This window comes from Rhodoferax sp. RT4P68, from assembly GCF_056521305.1.
On sequence record NZ_JBWMBB010000006.1, the window covers coordinates 214,778 to 234,955 of the forward strand.

Sequence of the window (20,178 nt, forward strand, 5' to 3'; positions counted from 1 at the left end):
CGTTGCGTAGTCTGGAAGTCTGGCGTTGATGAAGTTCGTGCGTTTGTTGCTCTGGGTGCTGGTGGTCTGCAGCCTCACGTGGCTGGGTGTTCTGTGGTGGTGGCAGCGCAGCGGGCGCATGGTCGCCGAAACGGACATGGTGGTCTACCTCGGCGTCTTGCCTCTGGTGACGTTGCTGTTGCTCGTGGCCTTGCGAAGTGCCTGGGCGAGAGCCGGGGCGCGGGCGGCGCTTGCAACGGCCGCACTGCCGGCAGGCTCCACGACTGCGCCAACCGCCGGCGCGATACCCGCTGTCGATGAACAACTGCGTCACGCGACCTTGCGCATGGTCCATACGGCGGTGGTCAGCACGGGAGGGTCTCAAGCCGCGGACCTGCTGCAAGCGGTTGCCGATGGCGAGCCGATCCCCATGCCAGACAAATTGCTGGTCGGCGATGCCGGTCTGCCCATCATGTGCGCGCGTTTGCCGGATGCGGCGCTGGCGCTGGAGAGCTGCCGCGTCCGCCTGGACGTCTTGGTCGAGCGCATGCGGCTGGAGCATGAGCCATGGCAGGCGGAACAACCGGGCGAAGACGTCGTGCGTGCACTCGCGGCGTTGCAAGAGCCTGTGCTCTCACAACGCCAATGGTTGCTCGATCACGCCTTTCGGGCTGACGCCGCCGACACCTTGCCCCAGGCCGAACGGCCGCGCGTGTGGTTGTTGCTCGGATGTGCACCGCGCTGGACTCCGTTTGAGCAGACGTTGGCTGTGCGCTGGACCGAGTCACTGTGGGCAGGCGACGACGATGCCATGACCACCGCCTGCGTCTTGCGCGCCCAGGTGGTTCCCGGGACGGGTGAGGATCTCTGGCTCAAGGCCGACCAAATCGCGCACCGGAGCCCGGGCCATGAGGCCCCGGACTGGCTGTTGCTGGCAACGGCGCACAGCGATCTTGACCAGAACGCAGTCGACGCACTGTCGGCTTCCGGTCTCCTTTATGACGCGCGCAAGGCGCCTGGTGGTTGCATGCCCGGCGAGGGTTCCGCCACGGTGCTGATCGCGTCTGTGGCGTGGACGGCGCCTGAAGATCTCGCGACCGCGCAGGTGCTGCTGCATCGGCCCGGTGTTGGCCTGCGGAGCAAGCCCGTTGAGGCGGCGGGCAAGGTGGACGCGCAGGTTCTCAGGGAAGTGGTCAGCCATGCAACCGCTGCGGCACGTCTGCAGCCAGATCAGATCGCGGCCCTGGTGTGCGACGCCGATCAACACTCGCCCCGCGCCACCGAGTTGTACGGCGTCTCGATCGGCGACCTGCCGCAGCTCGATCCGCTGGAAGACATGCGGGTGCTCGGCAAAGTAACTGGCCATACCGGCTCCGCCAGTTGCTTGATGGTGGTGGCTTGCGCCGGTGAGTGGGCTCGCACGCTTGGCAAACCTGTCCTGGCAGTGGGCATGGCGGATTCCCGCACGCGGCTGGCGTTGATCGTCCAACCTGATCTTCCTAAGGATGCCGTAGCAGACGACTCTGCGGCGAACCGGACTTCCTGAAATGAACCGATTCTGGACTTTGCTCTTCGACACGCGCGTACTCGGCGTGATTGGTATTGCCGGACTGGCCGCCTTCCTGTTCTTCGGTGCGAACGCGCTCGAGCTGGGCCTTGTCTATGCCGCGATAGCGCTGGCTGTCTTCGTGTCCATCTGGGCCTGCGTCTGGTGCGTCAAACGTTTGCTGGCCTACCGTGCGGCGAGGGCGCTTGAGCATGCACTGGACGACGATGCGCGCAAGGCCGTTCCCGGTGCGGCCAAGTCGTCGGAGCTCAGCGCCATTCATGCGCGCATGCGCGAGGCCGTTCAGACCATCAAGACTTCCAGATTGGGACAGATGACGGGGCGCTCGGCCCTCTACGAACTGCCGTGGTACATGGTGATCGGCAATCCTGCGGCAGGCAAGAGCACTGCGGTGGTGCAGTCTGGACTGAAGTTTCCGTTCGCGGACAAGGCTGGCACGATCATCCAGGGCATCGGTGGGACGCGTAATTGCGATTGGTTCTTCACGACGGAAGGCATTCTGCTGGACACGGCAGGGCGCTACTCGGTGCATGAAGAAGACCGCACGGAATGGCTAGGTTTCCTGTCCCTGCTCAAGAAGCACCGCCGCAAGGCGCCGATCAACGGCATCGTGATCGCCGCCAGCGTGGCCGAGTTGACGGGTGCGCGACCCGAGAGCGCCATCCAGCTCGCCAAAAGCCTGCGCCAGCGCGTGCAGGAGTTGACCGAGTCCTTGGAAATCTTTGCGCCGGTGTACGTGGTGTTCACCAAGGTCGATCTCATCGCGGGCTTTCAGGCGTTCTTCGACAGGTATGACGAGCGCGAGCGCGAAAAGGTCTGGGGTGCGACCCTGGCCTACGACCCGACCCACAAGGCCGACGCTGTCGAGTTGTTCGACGCCCGTTTCGACGAGCTGCGCGATGGCTTGACCGAAACGATGATGTCCACGATGGCTCAGCATCACGGCCAAAAGATGCCTTCGGGCGTGCTGTCCTTTCCGCTGGAGTTCGCCGCCATCCGACCGGCATTGCGCTCGTTCATCTCGACGCTGTTCGAAGACAACCCTTATCAGTTTCGGCCGATCTTCCGCGGCTTCTACTTCACCAGCGCATTGCAGGACGGCGAGGTGACGAGCCGGGTGAACCGCGCCATGGCCGAGCATTTCGATCTCAAGCAAGAGGGCGTCGCCGAAGCGCCGGTGTCGACGGTGGGGCAACCCTATTTCCTGCGTGATTTGTTTTCCAAGGTGGTGTTTGCAGACCGCCATCTTGTGAAGCAATACACCAGTCGCAACAAGCGCCGACTGCGCGGTTTCGCGTTCAGCGGCGCTGCACTGGTGCTGGCCCTCACGCTGGCTGGCTGGGGCGCCTCATATGTCAGCAACCGTCAGCTGATGATGGCGGTGGGTGCCGATCTCGACAAGGTGGTCAAGCTGCAGAGCGATACCGTGGACTTGTCCTCACGGCTCGAAGCGATGGGGGTGCTGCAGGACCGGTTGCGCCAGTTGGAGAAATGGCGCCACGACCGGCCATGGAGCGTGAGCCTGGGGCTGTACCAGGGCGAAGCGATGGAGCGCAAGCTGCGGGTCGAGTACTTCCACGGTGTCCGGCAGCTGATGCTGGCGCCTGTAGCCCACAACTTGGAGCGCTACCTGGCCGACGTCAATCGCAATGCAGCGCGCCTGCAGCCGATGACCAAACCTCCACAGTCCGCAGTCCAGGCCGTGTCCAGCCGTGCTGCGGAGACCGCGCCGTTGGCTGACGCCAGCGGCTTTGCACAGGCATCGGCGACCAGCGTCGAGGACGCGTACAACGCGCTGAAGACCTATCTGATGCTGGCCGACCGGCAGTACATGGAATCGGGCCATCTGGCAGATCAGATCTCTCGCTTCTGGCGCGGCTGGTTGGAAAGCAATCGCGGATCGATGCCGACCGAGCGCATGGTCCAGAGCGCGGAACGCATGGTGTCCTTCTCGCTGGAGAACTTACAGGCACCCGATTTCCCACTGATTGAAAACAACCTCGGCTTGGTCGACCAGACCAGGGAAAACCTGCGCCGCGTGGTGCGCGGCATGCCGGCACGCGAGCGTGTGTACTCCGGCATCAAGGCCCGAGCGGCTACGCGCTTCGCGCCGGTCACCGTCACCAGCCTGGTCGGTGATCGCCCATTCGAAACCGTGCGCGGCAGCTATGCGATTTCAGGAACATTCACGAAGCAGGCTTGGACGGACTACATCGAGGACGCGATCCGGCAGGCTGCCACGGAAGAACTGCAAAGCGTCGACTGGGTGCTCCAGACTTCTGCGCGTGACGATCTTTCGCTCGAAGGCAGCCCTGACCAGGTGCGCAAGACCCTGACCGACATGTACAAGAACGAGTACGTCGGGGAGTGGCAGCGCTTCCTGCAGGGCATCAACGTCGTGGAGTTCGAAAATTTCGACGATGCGGTCAAGCACATGGACCAGCTCGGCGATGCCAACCGTTCACCGGCCAAGCAACTGATGGAAGCCTTGTATGAGCAGACGTCCTGGGACAACCCGTCGGTGTTGAATGAACGCCTGAACCGCACCCAGACGGGGTTCATGCAGTGGTTCAAGCAGAGCATCTTGAGGCAAGCGCCTTCACGCGTCGACGTCAACCTGAACCTGACTGCGGCCAAGACTGAAGTGCCGATGGGCCCGATCGGGAAAGAGTTCGCTGCGCTGCAGCGGATCATGATGACGCGCGACAACAGCCCGACCTTGATGAAGGGCTATCTGGAGGCCATGGGCAAGCTGCGGTCACGCTTCAACCAGATCAAGAACCAGGGTGACCCTGGGCCAGCGGTCAAGACCTTGATGTCGGAGACCTTCAACGAGGGCAATTCGGAACTGGCGGCGGTGCTCAAGTACGTGGATGAGCAAATGCTGGTGGGCATGCCTGAGCGGGCACGCAGTGCGATCCGGCCCGTTCTGGTGCGGCCGCTGGTGCAAGCCTTCTCCGTGATGACGCGACCGGTGGAAACCGAGCTGAACCGCATCTGGGTCGCGCAAGTGCAGGAACCCTTCATGCGGACGCTGGGTGGCAAGTACCCGTTCGACAACGCTTCCAAGATCGAAGCGGCCCCCTCCGAAATTGCCAAGATCTTTGGTGCCGAAGGTGCCGTTGCACAGTTCGGCAACCAAGCGCTGGCGCCCCTGGTAGTGCGGCGTGGCGATGCCGTCGTGGCCCGCACATGGGCTGATGTGGGCGTGCGTCTGAACGAGGACTTCACGCGCGGTTTTCCATCCTGGATCGCTCCGCTCGAAGGGGCTTCCGGCGCGGCCGGCGCAACTGCCAGCGGCGCCGCTGCTGGCGCTGGCGCCTCGCAGACGGTGTTCCAGATCATGCCGACGGGTGCGCCTGGACTGTCCGAGTACGCGCTGGAGATCGATGGCCAGAGTCTGCGCTACCGCAACACCGCGCCCACATGGAACAACTTTTTCTGGCCGAATCCTGCGGGCACGCCGGGTGTGCGATTGACCGCGACAACGGTCGACGGACGTTCGGTCGAGATCTTCAATGAGCCTGGCCGCTTTGGACTTGAGCGGCTGTTCGCCGCCGCAAAAAAGGTCAAGAAGGCCGACGGCAACGAGTTGACCTGGGAGAAGGACGGGCACGCCGTCACAGTGAGCCTGCGGATCGTCTCGCAGCCAGGCGCTGCCGCACCGTCCACCGCCAGCGCACAGGGCCGAGGCTCGGCGGCTCTGGTGGGCTTGCAGTTGCCGGCATTGATCGCCGGCACGCCGGCTGCACAGCTCGCCTCGGCGTCGCCGGCCGTAGCCTCGGCTTCCGGCCCATCGAGGACGGGTCCATGAAGACGTCCCTTGCGACCCATCCCGTGCTGTATTTCGGCAAGCTGCCGTGCAGGGGTGACTTCGTACGCAGCGCCACGTCGCCCGCCTTGATCCAGTCGCTCGACCGCTGGCTGAGTTCGGGGGTCGAGTTGATGGCGGACGACGCGCACTGGAAGCAGATGTATGACCAGGCGTCCAACGCCCGTTTCGTCATGCTCGGCGCACAGCGCTCCACCGCCGTGGTGGGCTACTTGGCTCCTAGCGCGGATGCTGCGGGCCGCCGCTTTCCTTTCCTGGTTGCGACCACGCTGGACATCGAGCCTGATCAGGTGGGGATCAGTCCCTTGATGCTCGAACCGGTCTGGGCCCGTCTGGGAACTTTGGGCAACGCGGCCCGCGACGCCCGTACCGATGCGGCGAGCGTTCTGGCCGACCTCAACAGCGCGGAAAGTTCGGCGCCCCGGTCCGCTGCGCAGGCGCGCGAGGACTATCGTGGCTTTCTCGAACAAACCACCCTGGGCCAGCTGAGCCGCGAGTTGCAAGGCTCGAACGGGGTGGGTGTCGACTTTCGTCAGGCATTGCTCGCCCTGGGCTTGCTGCTGCAGCCGCTGCTCAGCAGTGGGCAGCAAGCGGTGGATACGGGGCTGCACCTCCCGCTGCCTGCCGATGAGCCCTATCGCTCGCGCGCGGCGGCCTTCTGGATGGAACTGGTGGCTAGTTTCGTCGCACGCACGGCGCATGACGTCAGCGCGTTCATACCGCAGGGTGATGGTGCCCGGGCGCGTTTGCTGGTCAGTTTTTCTGCGGGTTCGGCCACGGCGCTTCATGGTCTGCTAGACGAGCGGGCGATGTCGAGCGCTTTCGTGGCGCTGGCGTCGTCGTCCTGGGTGGAGGATTGCCTTGCAGGCAACTACGGTCTAAAAAAGCTGTCCAGTTACCTCCAGTTGCCGCAGATGTCGTTGGCGCAGGTAGTGGAATCGTTCCACGAAGCCTTTTTGGGGAGTTGAACTCATGGCGAACGTTTTCTGGGTTGAGCAGCGACTGCGCACAGCCCGTCTGTCGCTGGTGTTGCTGATCGGATTTGTCGCCATCGGTGCACAGGCACAACAGCCTGCACGCCCTGCTGCCGAAGTGTCCGCCTTGGCAAGCGCAGCCGGTGGGCCGGTAGTTGTGTCGGGCGTGGTGCCCGATGAAACCTCACGGCAGGCGATTCTGGCGCGCGTGCGCGAGATCTACGGCGCGGCCCGCGTGGTGGACCAGTTGGGCGTCGCGCCGTCCAGTGCGCCGCCGCAGTGGGCCGATCATGTCCGCAAGATGGTGACGCCCGATCTGCGCAACGTCCACCGCGGCCATTTGCGGGTCGTCGGCAACTCGGTCGAGCTCGCGGGCCAGATCGACAGCGCTGCCGCGAAGGAAAGGATCGGCGCAGGCCTGGCGACCAGCCTGAACCCCACGTACACCGTGGGCAACCATTTGCAGGTGGCAGAGGCACCCCAGGCGCGAATCGACCAGGTGCTCGCCGGAAAGATCGTGGAATTCGAGTTTGGCAGCGCCATCCTGACCGCCACAGGGCGACAGGTGCTGGACGAGCTGCTCCCGGTGCTCCAGAGTCTCGATGGCAAACGGGTCCGGATCGTCGGCCACACCGACGCGGCTGGCTCCCGCGCGTCCAATCTGCTGCTCAGCCAGGAGCGGGCCGCAGCCGTCAAAACCTACCTGGCAGCCAAGGGCCTGGCTGGCGCAGCGCTGGTGATCTCGGGTGTCGGGCCCGACCAGCCGATTGCCAGCAACGCCACGGCCGAGGGCCAGGCGAAGAACCGTCGCATCGAGTTCAAGATCGACGTTTGACTGGCCACCCTGGAGCGGGCTCGCCGGTTCGACGTTGCCCCGGAACCGGCCAGCCCCTGGTCAAACCCGCTCGAAGATCGCGGCGATGCCCTGGCCGCCGCCGATGCACATCGTGACCAGCGCATAGCGCCCGCCCGTGCGCTGCAGCTCGTGCAGGGCCTTCACGGTGATCACCGCACCGGTCGCGCCGATGGGATGGCCCAGCGAGATGCCCGAGCCGTTGGGGTTGACCTTGGCCGGGTCCAGTTCCAGGTCGCGCGTGACGGCGCAGGCCTGGGCGGCGAAGGCTTCGTTGGCCTCGATCACGTCCAGGTCCGACACCTTGAGGCCCAGCTTTTGCAGCAGCTTGCGGCTGGCCGGCACCGGGCCGATGCCCATGTACTTCGGGTCCACGCCGGCGTGGGCGTAACCGACCAGGCGGGCCATGGGCGCCAGGCCGCGTGCCTTGGCGACCGAGGCTTCCATCAGCACCACGGCGGCTGCCGCGTCGTTCAGGCCCGAAGCGTTGCCGGCCGTGACCGTGCCGTTCTCCTTCTGGAACACCGCTTTGAGCTTGGTCATGTCGGCCAGCGTCAGGTCGCTGCGGAAATGCTCGTCGGTGTCGAACACCACGTCGCCCTTGCGGCCCTTGGACACCACGGGAACGATCTGTTCCTTGAAGTAGCCGGCCGCGCTGGCGGCGGCGGCGCGGCGGTGGCTTTCGACCGCCAGACCGTCCTGGTCGGCGCGCGTGATGCCCCATTTGGCGGCGATGTTCTCGGCCGTCACACCCATGTGGATGTTGTGGAAGGGGTCGTGCAGCGCACCGACCATCATGTCCACCATCTTGGTGTCGCCCATGCGGGCGCCCCAGCGCGCGTTCAGCGACGCGTAGGGCGCACGGCTCATGCTTTCGGCGCCGGCGCCAATGGCGATGTCGCAGTCGCCCAGCAGGATGGACTGGCTGGCCGAAATGATGGCCTGCAGGCCCGAGCCGCACAGCCGGTTCACGTTGTAGGCGGGTGTCTCTTCGCTACAGCCCCCGTCCACCGCAGCCACGCGCGAGAGGTACATGTCGCGCGGCTCGGTGTTGACCACGTGGCCGAACACCACGTGCCCCACGTCCTTGCCCTCGACCTTGGCGCGCGCCAGCGACTCCTGCACGACCAGCGCGCCAAGTTGCGTGGGCGGCACATCCTTGAGGCTGCCCCCGAAGGTTCCGATGGCGGTGCGCACACCGCTGACGACGACGACTTCACGACCCATGTCCTGCTCCTTGAACAACTGTATTGCGCCGGCCGCAGGCTGCGGGCCGGATCGAACGCAATCTTCCCACGCGGGTGCGGATCAGCGTGTCACTCAGAAGGCAGACGAAACAATTCGCTGCGATCGGTGGCGACTTCAGTGCACGCCGAGCACATGCTTGTGCCGGGCTGGAACCGGCGGCGCAGTGTCCGCAGCCAGGCCCTGCAGGATGCCGCAGTCTGCCGCCGCGTGCGCCACCTGGCACCGGGCCCGCAGCGCGTGCAGCTGGCGCTCCAGGGCATGCAGCTCGGCGATACGGCGCGCCACGTGGCCGATGTGGGCGTCCAGCAGTTCGTTGACTCCGGCGCAGTCGGTCTGCGGCGCGTCTTGAAAGCGCAGCAGTGCGCGCGCCGCGGCGAGTGCCATGTCCAGTCCGCGGCAGCGCCGGATGAAGCTCAGCCGCTGCACGTGCGCCTCGCCGTAGACGCGGTAGTTGCCCGATGTTCGCGGCGCGGCTGGTAGCAAGCCCTCGCGCTCGTAGAAGCGGATGGTTTCCACAGGTGTCGGTGGCGCTGGCGAGTTGGCCGATCTTCATGTGGTGGCTCCGGTGAGGGCGTGCGGTACCCCACAGTGGCGGGCGGGCAGCGCGCCGGCGAACGCAGGCTAGAATCCGCGCCGCTGCGGGTGTAGTTCAATGGTAGAACGGCAGCTTCCCAAGCTTCATACGAGGGTTCGATTCCCTTCACCCGCTCCACATCGGGCCAAGCTCTTGATTTGACTTGAAAATCTTGCAGTTGATCGACCCTGATACAGCGCGCTCATACAAAGGCGCCTGTGGAAAATCTTTATCGTCGGCCTTCTGGTCGGTGGGTTGTGCGGCTTGTCGTGCCGGAGCGGCTACGCGGGCTCGTTGGTGGCCGTCGCGAGTTCATTCGGTCTACCGAAACCACCGACATCCGGCTCGCCAAGCTGGTTGCCGCGACGCTGCTGGCACGCTGGCGCCAGCAGCTGTGCGACGTTGACCCTCAAGCTCCGCCCATGACCAACAGCCTGCTTCAGATCCTCGATGGTGGCCCAGCGTTGCGCACTGCCGGGCATATGCCGTTGGTGACTGCTGGCAAGGTGTCTGGCCTGGGTGTCGAGACGCTTCTGAGAGCTGCGGCTGCTGGGACCGTGGGGATGTTCTGGCGCCCTGCTAGCGAGCCGGGTGCACTGGTTCCGCTCAAGGACCTGGAGCTTGTCGACGCAGAGGAGAGTGACGTGCGCGAGGTGCCGCATCCCGGTCGCATGCCATCGAGCGCTGTGCGCCATGTCGCTGACGACGTTCTCGCGGTGCCATCGGACAGTGTTGCCGCGGTTGCCAACCGGTTGCTTCGCGGACCTGCCGAACGCGCCAGCCTGGTCGCCTTCGATGCGCGTGGTCGCCCTGGCTGGCTGTTCGCGCCGGATGTCGTCGTGCAGGTCGGGCGTGATGACCTGGAAGTCCTGAGCGCCCAGGTCGATGCCCTGCGGCTAGCTGCAGCAGCTGCGGCGACACCAGACGAGATTGCAGCCGCCAGGGCGCTGCAGATCGCTGCAATGCATGGTGGCTCAGGTCCGGAGAAGAAAAAGGCCGCTGAGCCGCTGTCCGTGGCGTTGGCGGCCTACGAAAAGCTTGTGATCCGCCAAAAGAACACCCGCGAAGACCAGATCAGGCGCGTTCGAAATGGCTGCGCGTTGTTGATAGACCTGTGTGGCGACGTGCCGGTCGGCCAGGTCGATACCGATTACTTGCGCCGTTTCCGCGATGAGGAACTGCTTAAGGTGCCCGAGCACGAAGGCCGGTTTCGTTCGATGCACAAGACCAAAAGCGTGCAGGAGTCCATCGCCGCCGTCGCCGCCGGCATCGCCTGGGAGCCCATGAGCGGGTCTGAGCGTGAACTGCGCATTAAGTGGATTCGACGTTGGTTCTCCTGGCTTAAGCTGCAGAGTTGGATTTCGGATGATCCGGGCGCGCCCCTCGAAGGAGAGTCCACCCTGACCGCCGCCGAGCGTCGCAAAGCGGCAAAGCGTAAGGACGAGCGGCGCGAGGTGTTCGCCGACAAGCACATGACCGCGATTTTCGGAGCGCCATGGTTCGAGACCGGCAAGACCGACGGCAGCCGTGGCTACAAGCCTATGTGGTATTGGTTGCCACTTCTGGGCGCCTTCATGGGCTGCCGTATCTCAGAGGCGAGCCAGGTCCACCTGGCGGACTGCGGGCAGACAGCGGCCGGCACCTGGTTCATCAGCTTCGTCGAAGACAGCGATGACCAGAAGCTGAAGAAGCCGAAGGCGCTCACTGCACGATCGGCGGCAACGTCATCGCCATCTCGTCGGGTCGTGCCGGTGCACCCACAGCTTGTTGAGCTCGGCTTTGGTCGTTGGGTGGAGGCGTTGCGGACAGCGGGGTATCGGCGGCTGTTTCCCGACTTGGTCTGGCGACCGGATAAGGGCTACAGCGCCGACCCGGTGAAGTGGTTCAGCGACTTCATGAAGTCGCTTGGCTATGTGCGCAATGGGACGCTGACCAATCACAGCTTCAGGCACACGTTCATCAACGCGCTGCCCGAAGACACACCACAGCGGATGCAGAACCAGTTGTCGGGCCACACACGCGCTACCGATGTCCGCGGTAGCGTCTACAGCAAGGACATGGTGGCCGACGCCGCCGTGGACTACGTGTCGCGATTGGCAATCACTTTGCCCACCATCGCGCCGTTCGACGTGGCCTCCGGCCTGGAGGACCTGCGCGCGGCGATCAATCGCAAGATCGGGCCGACGCGTGGTGTCGAGTGCATGGGGCCGTTGGGTGTGAACAAGCCCACCTCGACGCCCGCCAGCACGGCCTGATCGTGCGGAGCTGTTAAGCGCCGGCCCTTGCGTTCTCGATGTCGAAATGGACCTGCATTTGTAAGCACCTGAATTGACGCCTCTCGCTCTGCGCAGTGCAGTATGTTTGCGTTGACTCGTCGTTCCGGGACTGCGCTGTTTCGTCGAGGGTGAACGGCTTCACATGGCCTGGTCGCTTATGGCGGGCAGCCACCTATAAGGTCTGTTCTGGTGGAGCCGAAAAAAACTCGTTGAAGGGCTTGGGGAGCAGCCTGATCGTGCATAAGGGGTGCAAGGTCTGCACCCTGGTCGCGCCGGGGCAACATCTTTGGGCCAGACCGATTAATGGCCCGCGCAGGTTTGCCCTGTAGACCAGACACGGACGGGCTATCAGAATCAGCGGTGCCTTTGGTATCGCCCTTGATCGTTGTGGCTGCGTCACTTGGTGGCTTCCGGGCGCTCAAGCACGTCCTGGGTAGCCTTGAGTTCGCATTCCCGGCCTCAATCGCTGTTGTGCTGCACACCCATGAATCGAGCCCTGGACGTCTAGCCGACATTCTGGGCAGACACACGGCGCTGCAGGTGAACTATGGTGGCGAAGGGGACCGACCGGCGCGGGGGCGCGTCTACCTTGCACCGCCAAGGGCACATCTGATTATTCGAGAGAGCGGCTGCTTCGGGCTGGACCATGGACCTAAACTGCACTTCACCCGGCCTGCGGCTGACTGCCTCTTCACCAGCGCGGCGCGAGTGCTGGGGCCGAGCGTTATCGGCCTAGTCCTGACCGGCGGAGGCACAGACGGCACCGAGGGCCTCAAGGAGATCAAAAGGTGCGGCGGCCTTGCCATTGTCCAAAGCCCTTTAGCCGCGGAAGCCCCAAGCATGCCAACACACGCGATCGTCCACGGGAATCCTGACCACGTGGTGGACCTCCGAGGCGTGGCCCCTCTGCTCAGGACACTTGTCAACACCGGTGATGGACCCCCGCAAGCGTTCACATAGCTAGACCTCCGGGTGCAGTCGCAGGCTGACGATTTGTGGACACGGTCGCCAGCTGACAGGTGTTCGCTGCAATCGCGGGTCGGCGCTGTCTGTCGAGGGCGCCGTGCACGACGGGGAGGTCGAGCCGCCGACGTGTCCTGTTGCGTCGGCGTTGATGAACACGGCGCTGCTGCTCTAGCGAGGCGCCCTTGGTGGGCTGGCGCCCTGTCCCCCATGAGCGGCTGCGACATGATCCGATCAGGGCACGTGGAGCGTGGTAGCTGGACGCGGTCTGGTGGTGGTCCCAGATGGCTGGGGTGGGAGAGGGCGCAGGGTGGGGTATTGAGTATTTAGGAAACCGTCGTGCGCCGTCTCGTTCTCACTCTGTAAAGGCTCTCCCACCTGTCCGGTTCTTGGCCAGATCTGCGCATCAAGGCTTCTGCTGACCGCGCGCCAACTTGCGCAGGGCGTTGCGGACCGGCGCGTTCACATCCGTATCGAGCACGGTGTTCAGCCTAGTGCGACGCCGATGAGCAGTGCGCGCCTTGATCTGGTCGGCGAGTAGTCGGGCGCGGCTTGGGAACAGGTCAAGCAGGGTGCTACGTTGAGGCTCCAAGATGCGCGCGTTGGGGTCTTCTGGGCCGCCCCAGGAACCCCAGTCGTCGCGCCCTGCCCATGGATCATCTAGCGGATCGACGGGTTCGTCCTGCTTGGCTACGCGCTTGCGCCATGTGAAGAACGGATTCTGCAGGTCGCGAAAGTCGTAGCTGCGCCAGGCATCAGCCGTGCGGAACGGAACAGCGTCGCCCGCCAAGGTGATCTCTGCGCGCGCGCTGCATTGCTCTCTCGGCAATGGGCGACGCTCCTTGCCTTTGCCGGCATCGTCTCTCTTCAGATACCAGCGCTGCGTGACGTCGGCGCCCCTGTGCCCGGCATTGATGGAAAACCCGTCACTGAACGCCTGGCGCACCACGTCGAAGGCTGCGACCCTACCCCCGCCGTCCTGCGGCTTCGATGAGATGCGCGGGTGGCCTACTCGTGTGGCTTGGTTCCAGTAAAAGCGCTCCGTCATCGCCAACAGTGCGGCAGGATCATGGTCTCGGTGCAATGCATCTACCGCAACCTCTACGGCGATCACCTGAACGTCGGCGCTGGCCAACTGTAGGGCGTGCAGCACGGCGTTTGGGCTGGGTGGGTCCTGCACGCGCACGATGAACGCGCGGCACGACTCCGGTCGTTCACCTGGTTGCGGACGGACCTGGCTGACTTTCAGACCAGCCTCACGCAAACGGTTCCGATACTTAGCACCCTGACTGGGGGCCTGCAACCTGACGGCGAAGTCCATCCAGTCGATGGTCGCCACGAAGCTGAAGGCGCTGATGTCGATGTCGAACATAACGGTAGTCGGGGCTGGGGCTGGCGCGACAGCAGCTGCTGCCGCAATCACTGCCCACCCCTTGTTCAGCCGTGCTGGCGCCAGTCCTTGGTGTGAACCAAGCCTAGCGCGGCGCGAACCGCCGTCACGTTACGATCTCCGCACGACGCATCTGCCAAGGTCCAGCCAGATGGCACCGCGGCATGCGAATGGTGACGGTCGTCGGTGTGCCGGCGGGCGCGGCCGGCACACTAGTGGCCTCGGACACGTCTGCAATGAACTTCTCGATGTCGACCAGGCCGAACATCGGCCTGGGCATCCCGCCTCCAGGCATGCGCACGCGCGCGACGGGCAGCAGCTGGTGACCTCCGGGAATCCTGCGGCGGTGGCGGCAACGGTAGGTGTCGCGCAGCACGTCCAGCCAGCCACAGCGCACATGTGACAGACGCTGTTGCAGGATGGCCGCGGCATCCCCAAGTGAAACGGCCTTGACGTCGATGTGAACGAGTCTGGACGGTGCCGGGCTCATACTGTGGCTCCCTGGCCGGCAGCCGCTTTTTCGACCTGCTCCGCAGCCTTCATCAGCATGCCGGCGAGTCGCCGTGCCGTTCTCACGTCCAGGGCGCCTTCGCAGCGCATGGAATGCAGGGACTGGAGCACGATCCTGATCTGGGGATGTTCCGCATCCAGCAGGGCGGCGGCGGCGGCTTGGGTCTGTGGCGCTGTGTTGTCCCGCGCTTCTTGAACCATCAGCCACTTGGTCTGCTCATTCGCGATGAATGCCATCAGGTCGGTGCCCTTGTAGCCGACCGTGCCATCCGCGGCGATCGTGTGCTGAAGTGGCGGGGGCGACTTGCGGCTGGTGCGCCGCCAGTTGGCGAGTCGATAGGCCCAGATCTCCTCTTTCCCGCCCAGGTCGATCGAGAGAAAACTCGCGGTCTCGGGGGCGGTGAAGAATGGATTGTTGTTGGGCGACTTCTTGGTGGCTGGCATGGAACTCTTTTAGTTATTGTGGAGTTCCGATTGTCCTGCAACATCGAAGTAAGTCCAAATCAGCTACTCGAATCTGCAACAGCCGACCTGGCTGCCACGTTCTTGGTGGTGGCCCAATACCTCGCGACCGTAGCCTTTCCCAACCCAAAGTTCTCAGCGGTAGCCGCGATGGTGGCGCCATGCTCGGCACGCCAGGCGTTGACGACTGCAGCGTCAAGTTTGGCTGGCCGGCCGGCATACTTTTGCGGATCGTCGCGTTTGGCCTTGTCGATCCCCTGGCGCTGCATCTCCCTACGGTTGAGGTAGTCGGCTTCACCCTGCGCGCCCATGAATGCGAGGATCGCGTCCCGCGTCGCCTTGTGAATGGCGTTGGTGGCACCGCCGTCGAACTCCATCTGGTTGAGCGTGCAAATCACCTTGACCCCTTCGGCCATCAGCTGCTGCATCGTCACGTGCAGTTCGTCGTAGCGGCGAGAGATGCGGTCAAGCCAGCGCACATACAGCACGTCGCCGCGCCGCAGCTTGTGCGCCACCTTCGACCACTCTGGGCGGTCCGCCGGTGCGACGTGGTAGCCCGACACGCCCTCATCGATGTGGACATCACGTGGGCTGATGCTCAGCGCGGCGGCAGCCTCGAATTGCGTGGCCGCAGTCTGTCCATCGTTGGTGGACACACGGCCGTAGTAGATGGAGCGTTGGGTCATGTTGCCTCACTAGGGTTGATGGCTCATATTATGCACCATCTCACAACCCGGTTGACCCTATTGGGATAAGCCCACCAGGTTCCGGAGGCCATCTCACAGGGGCATACCCATTCGAGCAACACTTGACTTGACTTGACTTTCACTTACAGCAGTGTCACATCACCGTGTCTAATTGGTTATTGTCTCGAGCACACCGTCTACGAAAACCAGTGAGCTGCCGGCTCTGTAGGTCCATACTTCAAACTGCATATTTGAAGTGGTGCTCCGGGTCGTATGAAGCGGTTTACCCCAAGAAGAGTTGAGCACGTCTTCTTGTGAAAATCCGATGGCGACACCCATCTTCTTAAACTTCCGAGCTACATCTTTCTCGCTCGACATTTCGTGGACTGTCGGTTTTACCGCTGAAATTTGGTGAAGAGCCGGTAATTCGAAGCCATAAGCTTGGTAGGGACTTAAGGAGGCTTCAAACGCACCAACCCTGATGTAGGCTCTGCTGCCATCTTCAAATCGAACCCTATAATAACAGTTGTAAAACGATACTGGGCACGCATATTGCTCGTCCTGTTTATCCACGGGAAGCACCGCACCCTCGATCGTAAACAACGTTTTCTCGCCAAAATTCCGGGCTACGCAGTCGGCGGGTCCATAAGCGAAGCAGGAGGCTTCAGGTGTTTCGGAGAAATTTGCCATGAATCGCGATATCATAGAAATTTTGCGGAGCTTCGCAATATTCTTATGGGTCTGTTTTACGTAGAAATCTCTACCAATGTAATTTCGATTATTCGGCGAAATATTTTTAAGTTCAATTTCTTGTTGCGAGTAGCTTGATAAACTGGCAGTTAGGAATAAAGCAGAAATTGCGAATGACTTCATGAGCAATCGACCCGTGTGTAGAGTTATCGGTCCAGGAGCGCGACGCGCGCGGTTCGTTTCTGCGAATTGTTACACACCCACGTGGGTGCACAGATTTGATCGTGCCCGTCGCAGCAGTGGAGTGGTGATCAAACTAAGCGCACGATTGAGTCAGGTCACGTCAGGTCACGTCACGTCACGTCACGCCATTGACATGCATTGAGCGTTATCGCGCACAAAGAGTTGCTACGCAGGACCTGGTTCTAGTTAGGCCCCTCACGGAATCAACAGGCAACGACTGGAGGCGGCAATCCTCATCCATACGATCCTACTGCCCGCGCAGCATAGGTCGGGTGGCCCAATATCGCAGGTTCCCCAAAATCGGGAGTGGTGGGGTATGCCGCTCCCGAGTCCACTGTTCCAAAGGTGTGCTACAAAACAAACCTCTCCCATGCGCTGCTAAGGGTGGTCTAAATGTGGAGCGGGTTCCCTTCACCCGCTCCACGCGCTCTTTGCAGGCGCCGGCCCTCAGCGCGTCGCCATCCCCACCACCAGACTTCAGCACCGCCAGCGCGCCTGCGGCCTGCAGCATGTGCACCGGCCGACGCAGCGCATAGCTGGCCGTCAGCAAGCACCATCGCCAGCGCCGACACGGTCAGCGCCGAACCACAGTACCTATCCTTACGTTGGCCCATCATCAGGTGGGAGGGCAGCGCCAGCCGGGCCGTGCCGGTGTGCGCGTCGAGCCAGGAAGCGCGGGCCCTTGCTGGGCCGGACGATCACGAGCAACTTGCCGAACTCGCGCAAGCCGCCCCGCGCGTGTCCTGCACGTCCCCTCCACCACACCCAACGAGTCGCAGCAACTCAGCGCTGGTGGCGCTCGATTGCCAGCAGTACACCACCGGCCAGGGCCTGCACCAGGCCCAGCACGCCAACCACCACGGCGACCGACACGCCCACCGCCGGCGGCACGCCGAAGGCCGCCAGCGCCAGGCCGGCGGCCGCTTCGCGGGTGCCCCAGCCGCCGAAGCTGATCGGCAGCGTGGACATCAGGAAGATCGGCACCGCCGCCACGGCGAAGGCCCAGTAAGGCAGCTCGACCCCCAGCGCGAGGGCGGCGCAAGCCAGACCGGCCACCGAGAGCAGGTGAACTGCCGCCGCGGACAGGGCCTGCTGCACAAAGGCGCGCGCTGCGTGCGGGCGCTGCGTCACGCCCGCGAAGCGCCCAAGTGGTGATGGTGCGGATGCAGATGCAGGCGCGCGCGTCCAAGTCGACGTCGACTTGGAGTCGGAGGCGCCCATCAACACATGTGCGGGCTGGGGATGGGGCCCGGGCTGGGGCTGGGGTTGGGGTTGGGGTTGGGGTTGGGGTTGGGGTTGGGGCTGGGGCTCGTCTGCATTCACAAGGCGGCGCTCATGGCGCCGCACCAGCCACAACAGTGCGGCCGGCCCCAGCAGTAGCAATGCTGCTGCGCCCAGCGTCGCCGGCGCCACGATGGCGGGCAGGCCCCACGCCCGCACGGCCGAGCCGGCTGGGTCCGTCGCCGCCCCCAGTGCCAGCCCCCACGCGGCGGCGAACAGGCCCGTCACCGCCACCATCCACAGGCCGATCAGCCGGTCCAGCACGACCGACAGCCCCGCCGATGCCAGCGGCTGGCCGCGGCGCCGCAATGCCGCCACGCGCCACAGGTCGCCGCCGACGACGGCACCCGGAAGCAGGGCGTTGAGCGCCACCGCCTGCAGGCACACCACCGTTGCCCGGCCCACCCCGATGCCATGGCCCAGCCAGCGCAGCAGCCAGGCCCAGCGCCAAGCCGCCGCCACGTTGGACGCCACGGCGCAGGCCAGCGAAGCCAGCAGCCAGCCTGGGCGGGCCGCGCTTAACTGTGCCGCCACGGCCGTCAGGTCGACTGCCCACAGCACTCCGATCAGCAGGAGCGGCGCCAGCAGCAGCCGCGCCCACACGGGGACATGCCATCGCCGACGCGCGGCGTGACCGCCGGTGTTGTGATCTTCGGTACGTGCGCCGTCGCGCTGCGTGGCTTGGACGAGCGGGGTGCGCTCCATCACTCGTCCGCCGCGCCGCCAGGCGAGTGGTCAGGCGCGCGGTCCGGCACGCGGTGTGGGGCCGATCGCAAGCCAAGCCGGCGCGCCAGCCGGGCCATGTTGGCCCGGTCCATCCCCAGGGCGCGGGCGGCAGCGGCACCGTTGCCGCCATGCGCGGCCAGTGCCGCCTCGACCAACTGGCGCTCGTAGGCCTGGACAGCATCACGAAACTGTGGGGCCACGGCGTTGCCGGCGTCGGCCGCGTCGGGTCCAACATCACCGGTGGCTCCAGCGCCATCGGCGCCAGGAGCTCCGGCGACTCCAACAGCTCCGGAGATTGCAGCGACTCCGGCGACTCCGGCGACTCCGGCGACTCCGGCGACTCCGGCGCCCACTGGGCCACCAATGGCTCGAACGCCGGCAGCGCCCGCAGCAGCTCCGGCGACTCTTGAGCCCACAGCGCTCCCAGCGCCTGCATCGCCCACCCCCGCCGCGGCAAGCCGTACCCCGGCGCTGCGCGGCCAGGCGGCAACCGTCGCGCGCTCGATGGCAACTGCGGCCAAACCAAGGTCGGCTGCGCCCAACGTCAGCACGCGGCTGCGCCGGTCCTGCCGGTCGATCGCGCGCAGCGCGGCGCGGGCCAGCACATGCTCCAGCTCCCGCACGTTGCCGGGCCAGTGGTAGGCCAGCAAAGCGGCCTGGGCGTCGGCGTCCAGCCGCAGCGTGCCCAGGCCCAGGCGGGCGCGGTTGTCTTCGAGGAACGCGCCGGCCAGCAGCAGCACGTCGCGACCGCGCTCGCGCAACGGCGGCACGCGCAGCGGATAGGCGCCCAGCCGGTGGTACAGGTCGGCGCGAAAGCGCCCGGCCCGCACCTCGCTCGCCAGGTCGCGGTTGGTAGCGGCCAGCAGTCGCACGTCCACGCGGTGTTCGCGGTCCGATCCCAGCCGCTGCAACTGCCCCTCCTGCAGCACGCGCAGCAGCTTGGCCTGCACCGCGAGCGGCAGCTCGCCCACTTCGTCCAGGAACAGCGTGCCGCGGTCGGCTACGTCGAACTTGCCCTGGCGCTCGGCCACCGCGCCAGAGAAGGCGCCCCGCACGTGGCCGAACAGCTCGCTCTCCACCAGCGTTTCGGGCAGCGCGGCGCAGTTCAGACTGACCAGCGTGCGCGCCGCGCGCGGCGAGGCGGCGTGCAGCGCCTGCACCACCAGCTCCTTGCCGACGCCGGTCTCGCCGTGCACCAGCACCGTCAGATCGCTGGGGCCGACGATCGCGATCTCGCGCAGCAGCGCCTTGTGCGCTGCGCTGCGGCCCACCAGCTGGCGCCGGGCCTGGCCGCTGGCGCGGCGGTACTGCTCGGCGCGGCGCTGTGCGCCTTCGGCTCGCCGGGCCAGCTCCTCCATGCGCTGGGCCACGCTGACGGTGGCTGCCGCCAGGGTGGCGACGCTCTGTAGTACCTCCAGGTCGCCGGGCCGAAAGCGCGAAACCTGCAACGCATCCAGCGTCAGCAAGCCCCAGGTGCGCTCGTCCACGCGCAGCGCGCAGCCCATGCAGTCGTGCACCTCCAGGTGGCCGTCCAGGTGTTCGACCAGGCCGTCGTACGGGTCCGGCAAGCCGCAGTCGGGCGCAAAACGCAGCGGCCCTGGCGCCGCCAGCAGCGCCTGCAGCCGTGGGTGTTCGCCAACGCGGAAGCGGCGGCCCAGCGTGTCGGCGCTCAGGCCCTCCACCGCCAGCGGCACCAGCCAGTCGCCTTCCAGGCGCAACAGGGCCACGGCATCGGCCGGCACCAGCGCACGCAGCGTGTCCAGCAGACGGCGGTAGCGGTCTGCGGCAGGCAGCTCCCGGGCCAGATCGGCAACCAGAGGCAAGGCCGCACGCAACAGGGTGTCGGGAGTCATTGAGACGCCATTGTTGTAAAAATGACTACTGATGACATGAAGTCATTGTGACGCACATCAGCGTAAGTGCC

Annotated in this window: 14 protein-coding genes, 1 tRNA gene and 2 pseudogenes; 8 read left to right on the forward strand and 9 right to left on the reverse strand. The window is 64.9% G+C overall.

Features of this window, described 5'->3' with window-relative positions; genetic code table 11:
• Window positions 1–28: 28 nt before the first annotated feature.
• The 4 genes from AC099J_RS15285 to AC099J_RS15300 are packed head-to-tail and all read left to right on the forward strand — an operon-like array spanning window position 29 to window position 7,187.
• A complete protein-coding gene (locus tag AC099J_RS15285; RefSeq protein WP_479616125.1) occupies window positions 29–1,525 on the forward strand; it encodes a hypothetical protein in 1,497 nt (498 codons plus the stop codon).
• A gap of 1 nt (window position 1,526) precedes the next feature.
• Window positions 1,527–5,360 carry a type VI secretion system membrane subunit TssM gene (tssM, locus tag AC099J_RS15290; RefSeq protein ID WP_479616126.1) on the forward strand — a complete coding sequence of 1,278 codons (3,834 nt, stop codon included), beginning with the start codon at window positions 1,527–1,529 and terminating at the stop codon, window positions 5,358–5,360.
• Window positions 5,357–6,346, forward strand: a complete 990-nt coding sequence (tagF, locus tag AC099J_RS15295) for a type VI secretion system-associated protein TagF (RefSeq protein ID WP_479616127.1) — start codon at window positions 5,357–5,359, stop codon at window positions 6,344–6,346. Before tssM ends, tagF begins: the two co-directional genes overlap by 4 nt.
• 58 nt (window positions 6,347–6,404) lie before the next feature.
• Window positions 6,405–7,187: an OmpA family protein gene (locus AC099J_RS15300; protein WP_479616128.1), complete on the forward strand. Its 783-nt coding sequence runs from the start codon at window positions 6,405–6,407 to the stop codon at window positions 7,185–7,187.
• Between the two features lie 60 nt (window positions 7,188–7,247).
• Here AC099J_RS15300 and bktB read toward each other — a convergent pair whose 3' ends face one another.
• Window positions 7,248–8,432, reverse strand: a complete 1,185-nt coding sequence (gene bktB / locus AC099J_RS15305) for a beta-ketothiolase BktB (protein WP_479616129.1) — start codon at window positions 8,430–8,432, stop codon at window positions 7,248–7,250.
• Between the two features lie 135 nt (window positions 8,433–8,567).
• Window positions 8,568–9,006, reverse strand: a pseudogene (gene cadR, locus AC099J_RS15310) (Cd(II)/Pb(II)-responsive transcriptional regulator).
• A gap of 85 nt (window positions 9,007–9,091) precedes the next feature.
• Between cadR and AC099J_RS15315 the strand changes: the two are divergent.
• From AC099J_RS15315 to AC099J_RS15330, 4 genes and pseudogenes are all read left to right on the forward strand, one after another.
• Window positions 9,092–9,165 (forward strand) — tRNA-Gly (locus tag AC099J_RS15315).
• Window positions 9,166–9,245: 80 nt separating this feature from the next.
• Window positions 9,246–9,407 (forward strand): annotated as a pseudogene (locus AC099J_RS15320) (DUF6538 domain-containing protein); the annotation flags it as partial.
• A gap of 42 nt (window positions 9,408–9,449) precedes the next feature.
• Complete coding sequence (locus AC099J_RS15325) at window positions 9,450–11,282, forward strand: site-specific integrase (protein WP_479616308.1); 1,833 nt, start codon at window positions 9,450–9,452, stop codon at window positions 11,280–11,282.
• A 324-nt stretch (window positions 11,283–11,606) separates the two neighbouring features.
• Window positions 11,607–12,263 carry a chemotaxis protein CheB gene (locus AC099J_RS15330; RefSeq protein ID WP_479616130.1) on the forward strand — a complete coding sequence of 219 codons (657 nt, stop codon included), beginning with the start codon at window positions 11,607–11,609 and terminating at the stop codon, window positions 12,261–12,263.
• A 409-nt stretch (window positions 12,264–12,672) separates the two neighbouring features.
• On the opposite strand, the gene AC099J_RS15335 is transcribed toward AC099J_RS15330, so the two are convergent.
• The 7 genes from AC099J_RS15335 to norR all read right to left on the reverse strand — a co-directional run bounded on the left by AC099J_RS15335 (window position 12,673) and on the right by norR (window position 20,107).
• On the reverse strand, window positions 12,673–13,638 hold the full coding sequence (locus tag AC099J_RS15335) for a hypothetical protein (protein ID WP_479616131.1): 966 nt from the start codon (window positions 13,636–13,638) through the stop codon (window positions 12,673–12,675).
• Between the two features lie 124 nt (window positions 13,639–13,762).
• Entirely contained in the window at window positions 13,763–14,146 is a 384-nt protein-coding gene (locus AC099J_RS15340; RefSeq protein ID WP_479616132.1) for a hypothetical protein, read from the reverse strand.
• A complete protein-coding gene (locus AC099J_RS15345) occupies window positions 14,143–14,610 on the reverse strand; it encodes a hypothetical protein (RefSeq protein WP_479616133.1) in 468 nt (155 codons plus the stop codon). The genes AC099J_RS15340 and AC099J_RS15345 overlap by 4 nt, the downstream gene beginning before the upstream one ends.
• Before the next feature lie 59 nt (window positions 14,611–14,669).
• Window positions 14,670–15,314, reverse strand: coding sequence for a recombinase family protein (locus AC099J_RS15350; protein ID WP_479616134.1), 645 nt, complete (start codon window positions 15,312–15,314; stop codon window positions 14,670–14,672).
• A 168-nt stretch (window positions 15,315–15,482) separates the two neighbouring features.
• Window positions 15,483–16,187 carry a hypothetical protein gene (locus tag AC099J_RS15355; protein WP_479616135.1) on the reverse strand — a complete coding sequence of 235 codons (705 nt, stop codon included), beginning with the start codon at window positions 16,185–16,187 and terminating at the stop codon, window positions 15,483–15,485.
• Between the two features lie 843 nt (window positions 16,188–17,030).
• On the reverse strand, window positions 17,031–18,233 hold the full coding sequence (locus AC099J_RS15360; protein ID WP_479616136.1) for a lysylphosphatidylglycerol synthase transmembrane domain-containing protein: 1,203 nt from the start codon (window positions 18,231–18,233) through the stop codon (window positions 17,031–17,033).
• Complete coding sequence (norR, locus tag AC099J_RS15365) at window positions 18,233–20,107, reverse strand: nitric oxide reductase transcriptional regulator NorR (protein ID WP_479616137.1); 1,875 nt, start codon at window positions 20,105–20,107, stop codon at window positions 18,233–18,235. The genes AC099J_RS15360 and norR overlap by 1 nt, the downstream gene beginning before the upstream one ends.
• Window positions 20,108–20,178: the final 71 nt, after the last annotated feature.

Coding starts and splice junctions, on each gene's coding strand:
- AC099J_RS15285 (WP_479616125.1), top strand. CDS start 29: ATGAAGTTCGTGCGTTTGTTGCTCTGGGTGCTGGTGGTCTGCAGCCTC.
- tssM (WP_479616126.1), top strand. CDS start 1,527: ATGAACCGATTCTGGACTTTGCTCTTCGACACGCGCGTACTCGGCGTG.
- tagF (WP_479616127.1), top strand. CDS start 5,357: ATGAAGACGTCCCTTGCGACCCATCCCGTGCTGTATTTCGGCAAGCTG.
- bktB (WP_479616129.1), bottom strand. CDS start 8,432: ATGGGTCGTGAAGTCGTCGTCGTCAGCGGTGTGCGCACCGCCATCGGA.
- AC099J_RS15325 (WP_479616308.1), top strand. CDS start 9,450: ATGACCAACAGCCTGCTTCAGATCCTCGATGGTGGCCCAGCGTTGCGC.
- AC099J_RS15330 (WP_479616130.1), top strand. CDS start 11,607: ATGGCCCGCGCAGGTTTGCCCTGTAGACCAGACACGGACGGGCTATCA.
- AC099J_RS15335 (WP_479616131.1), bottom strand. CDS start 13,638: ATGTTCGACATCGACATCAGCGCCTTCAGCTTCGTGGCGACCATCGAC.
- AC099J_RS15340 (WP_479616132.1), bottom strand. CDS start 14,146: ATGAGCCCGGCACCGTCCAGACTCGTTCACATCGACGTCAAGGCCGTT.
- AC099J_RS15345 (WP_479616133.1), bottom strand. CDS start 14,610: ATGCCAGCCACCAAGAAGTCGCCCAACAACAATCCATTCTTCACCGCC.
- AC099J_RS15350 (WP_479616134.1), bottom strand. CDS start 15,314: ATGACCCAACGCTCCATCTACTACGGCCGTGTGTCCACCAACGATGGA.
- AC099J_RS15355 (WP_479616135.1), bottom strand. CDS start 16,187: ATGAAGTCATTCGCAATTTCTGCTTTATTCCTAACTGCCAGTTTATCA.
- AC099J_RS15360 (WP_479616136.1), bottom strand. CDS start 18,233: ATGGAGCGCACCCCGCTCGTCCAAGCCACGCAGCGCGACGGCGCACGT.
- norR (WP_479616137.1), bottom strand. CDS start 20,107: ATGACTCCCGACACCCTGTTGCGTGCGGCCTTGCCTCTGGTTGCCGAT.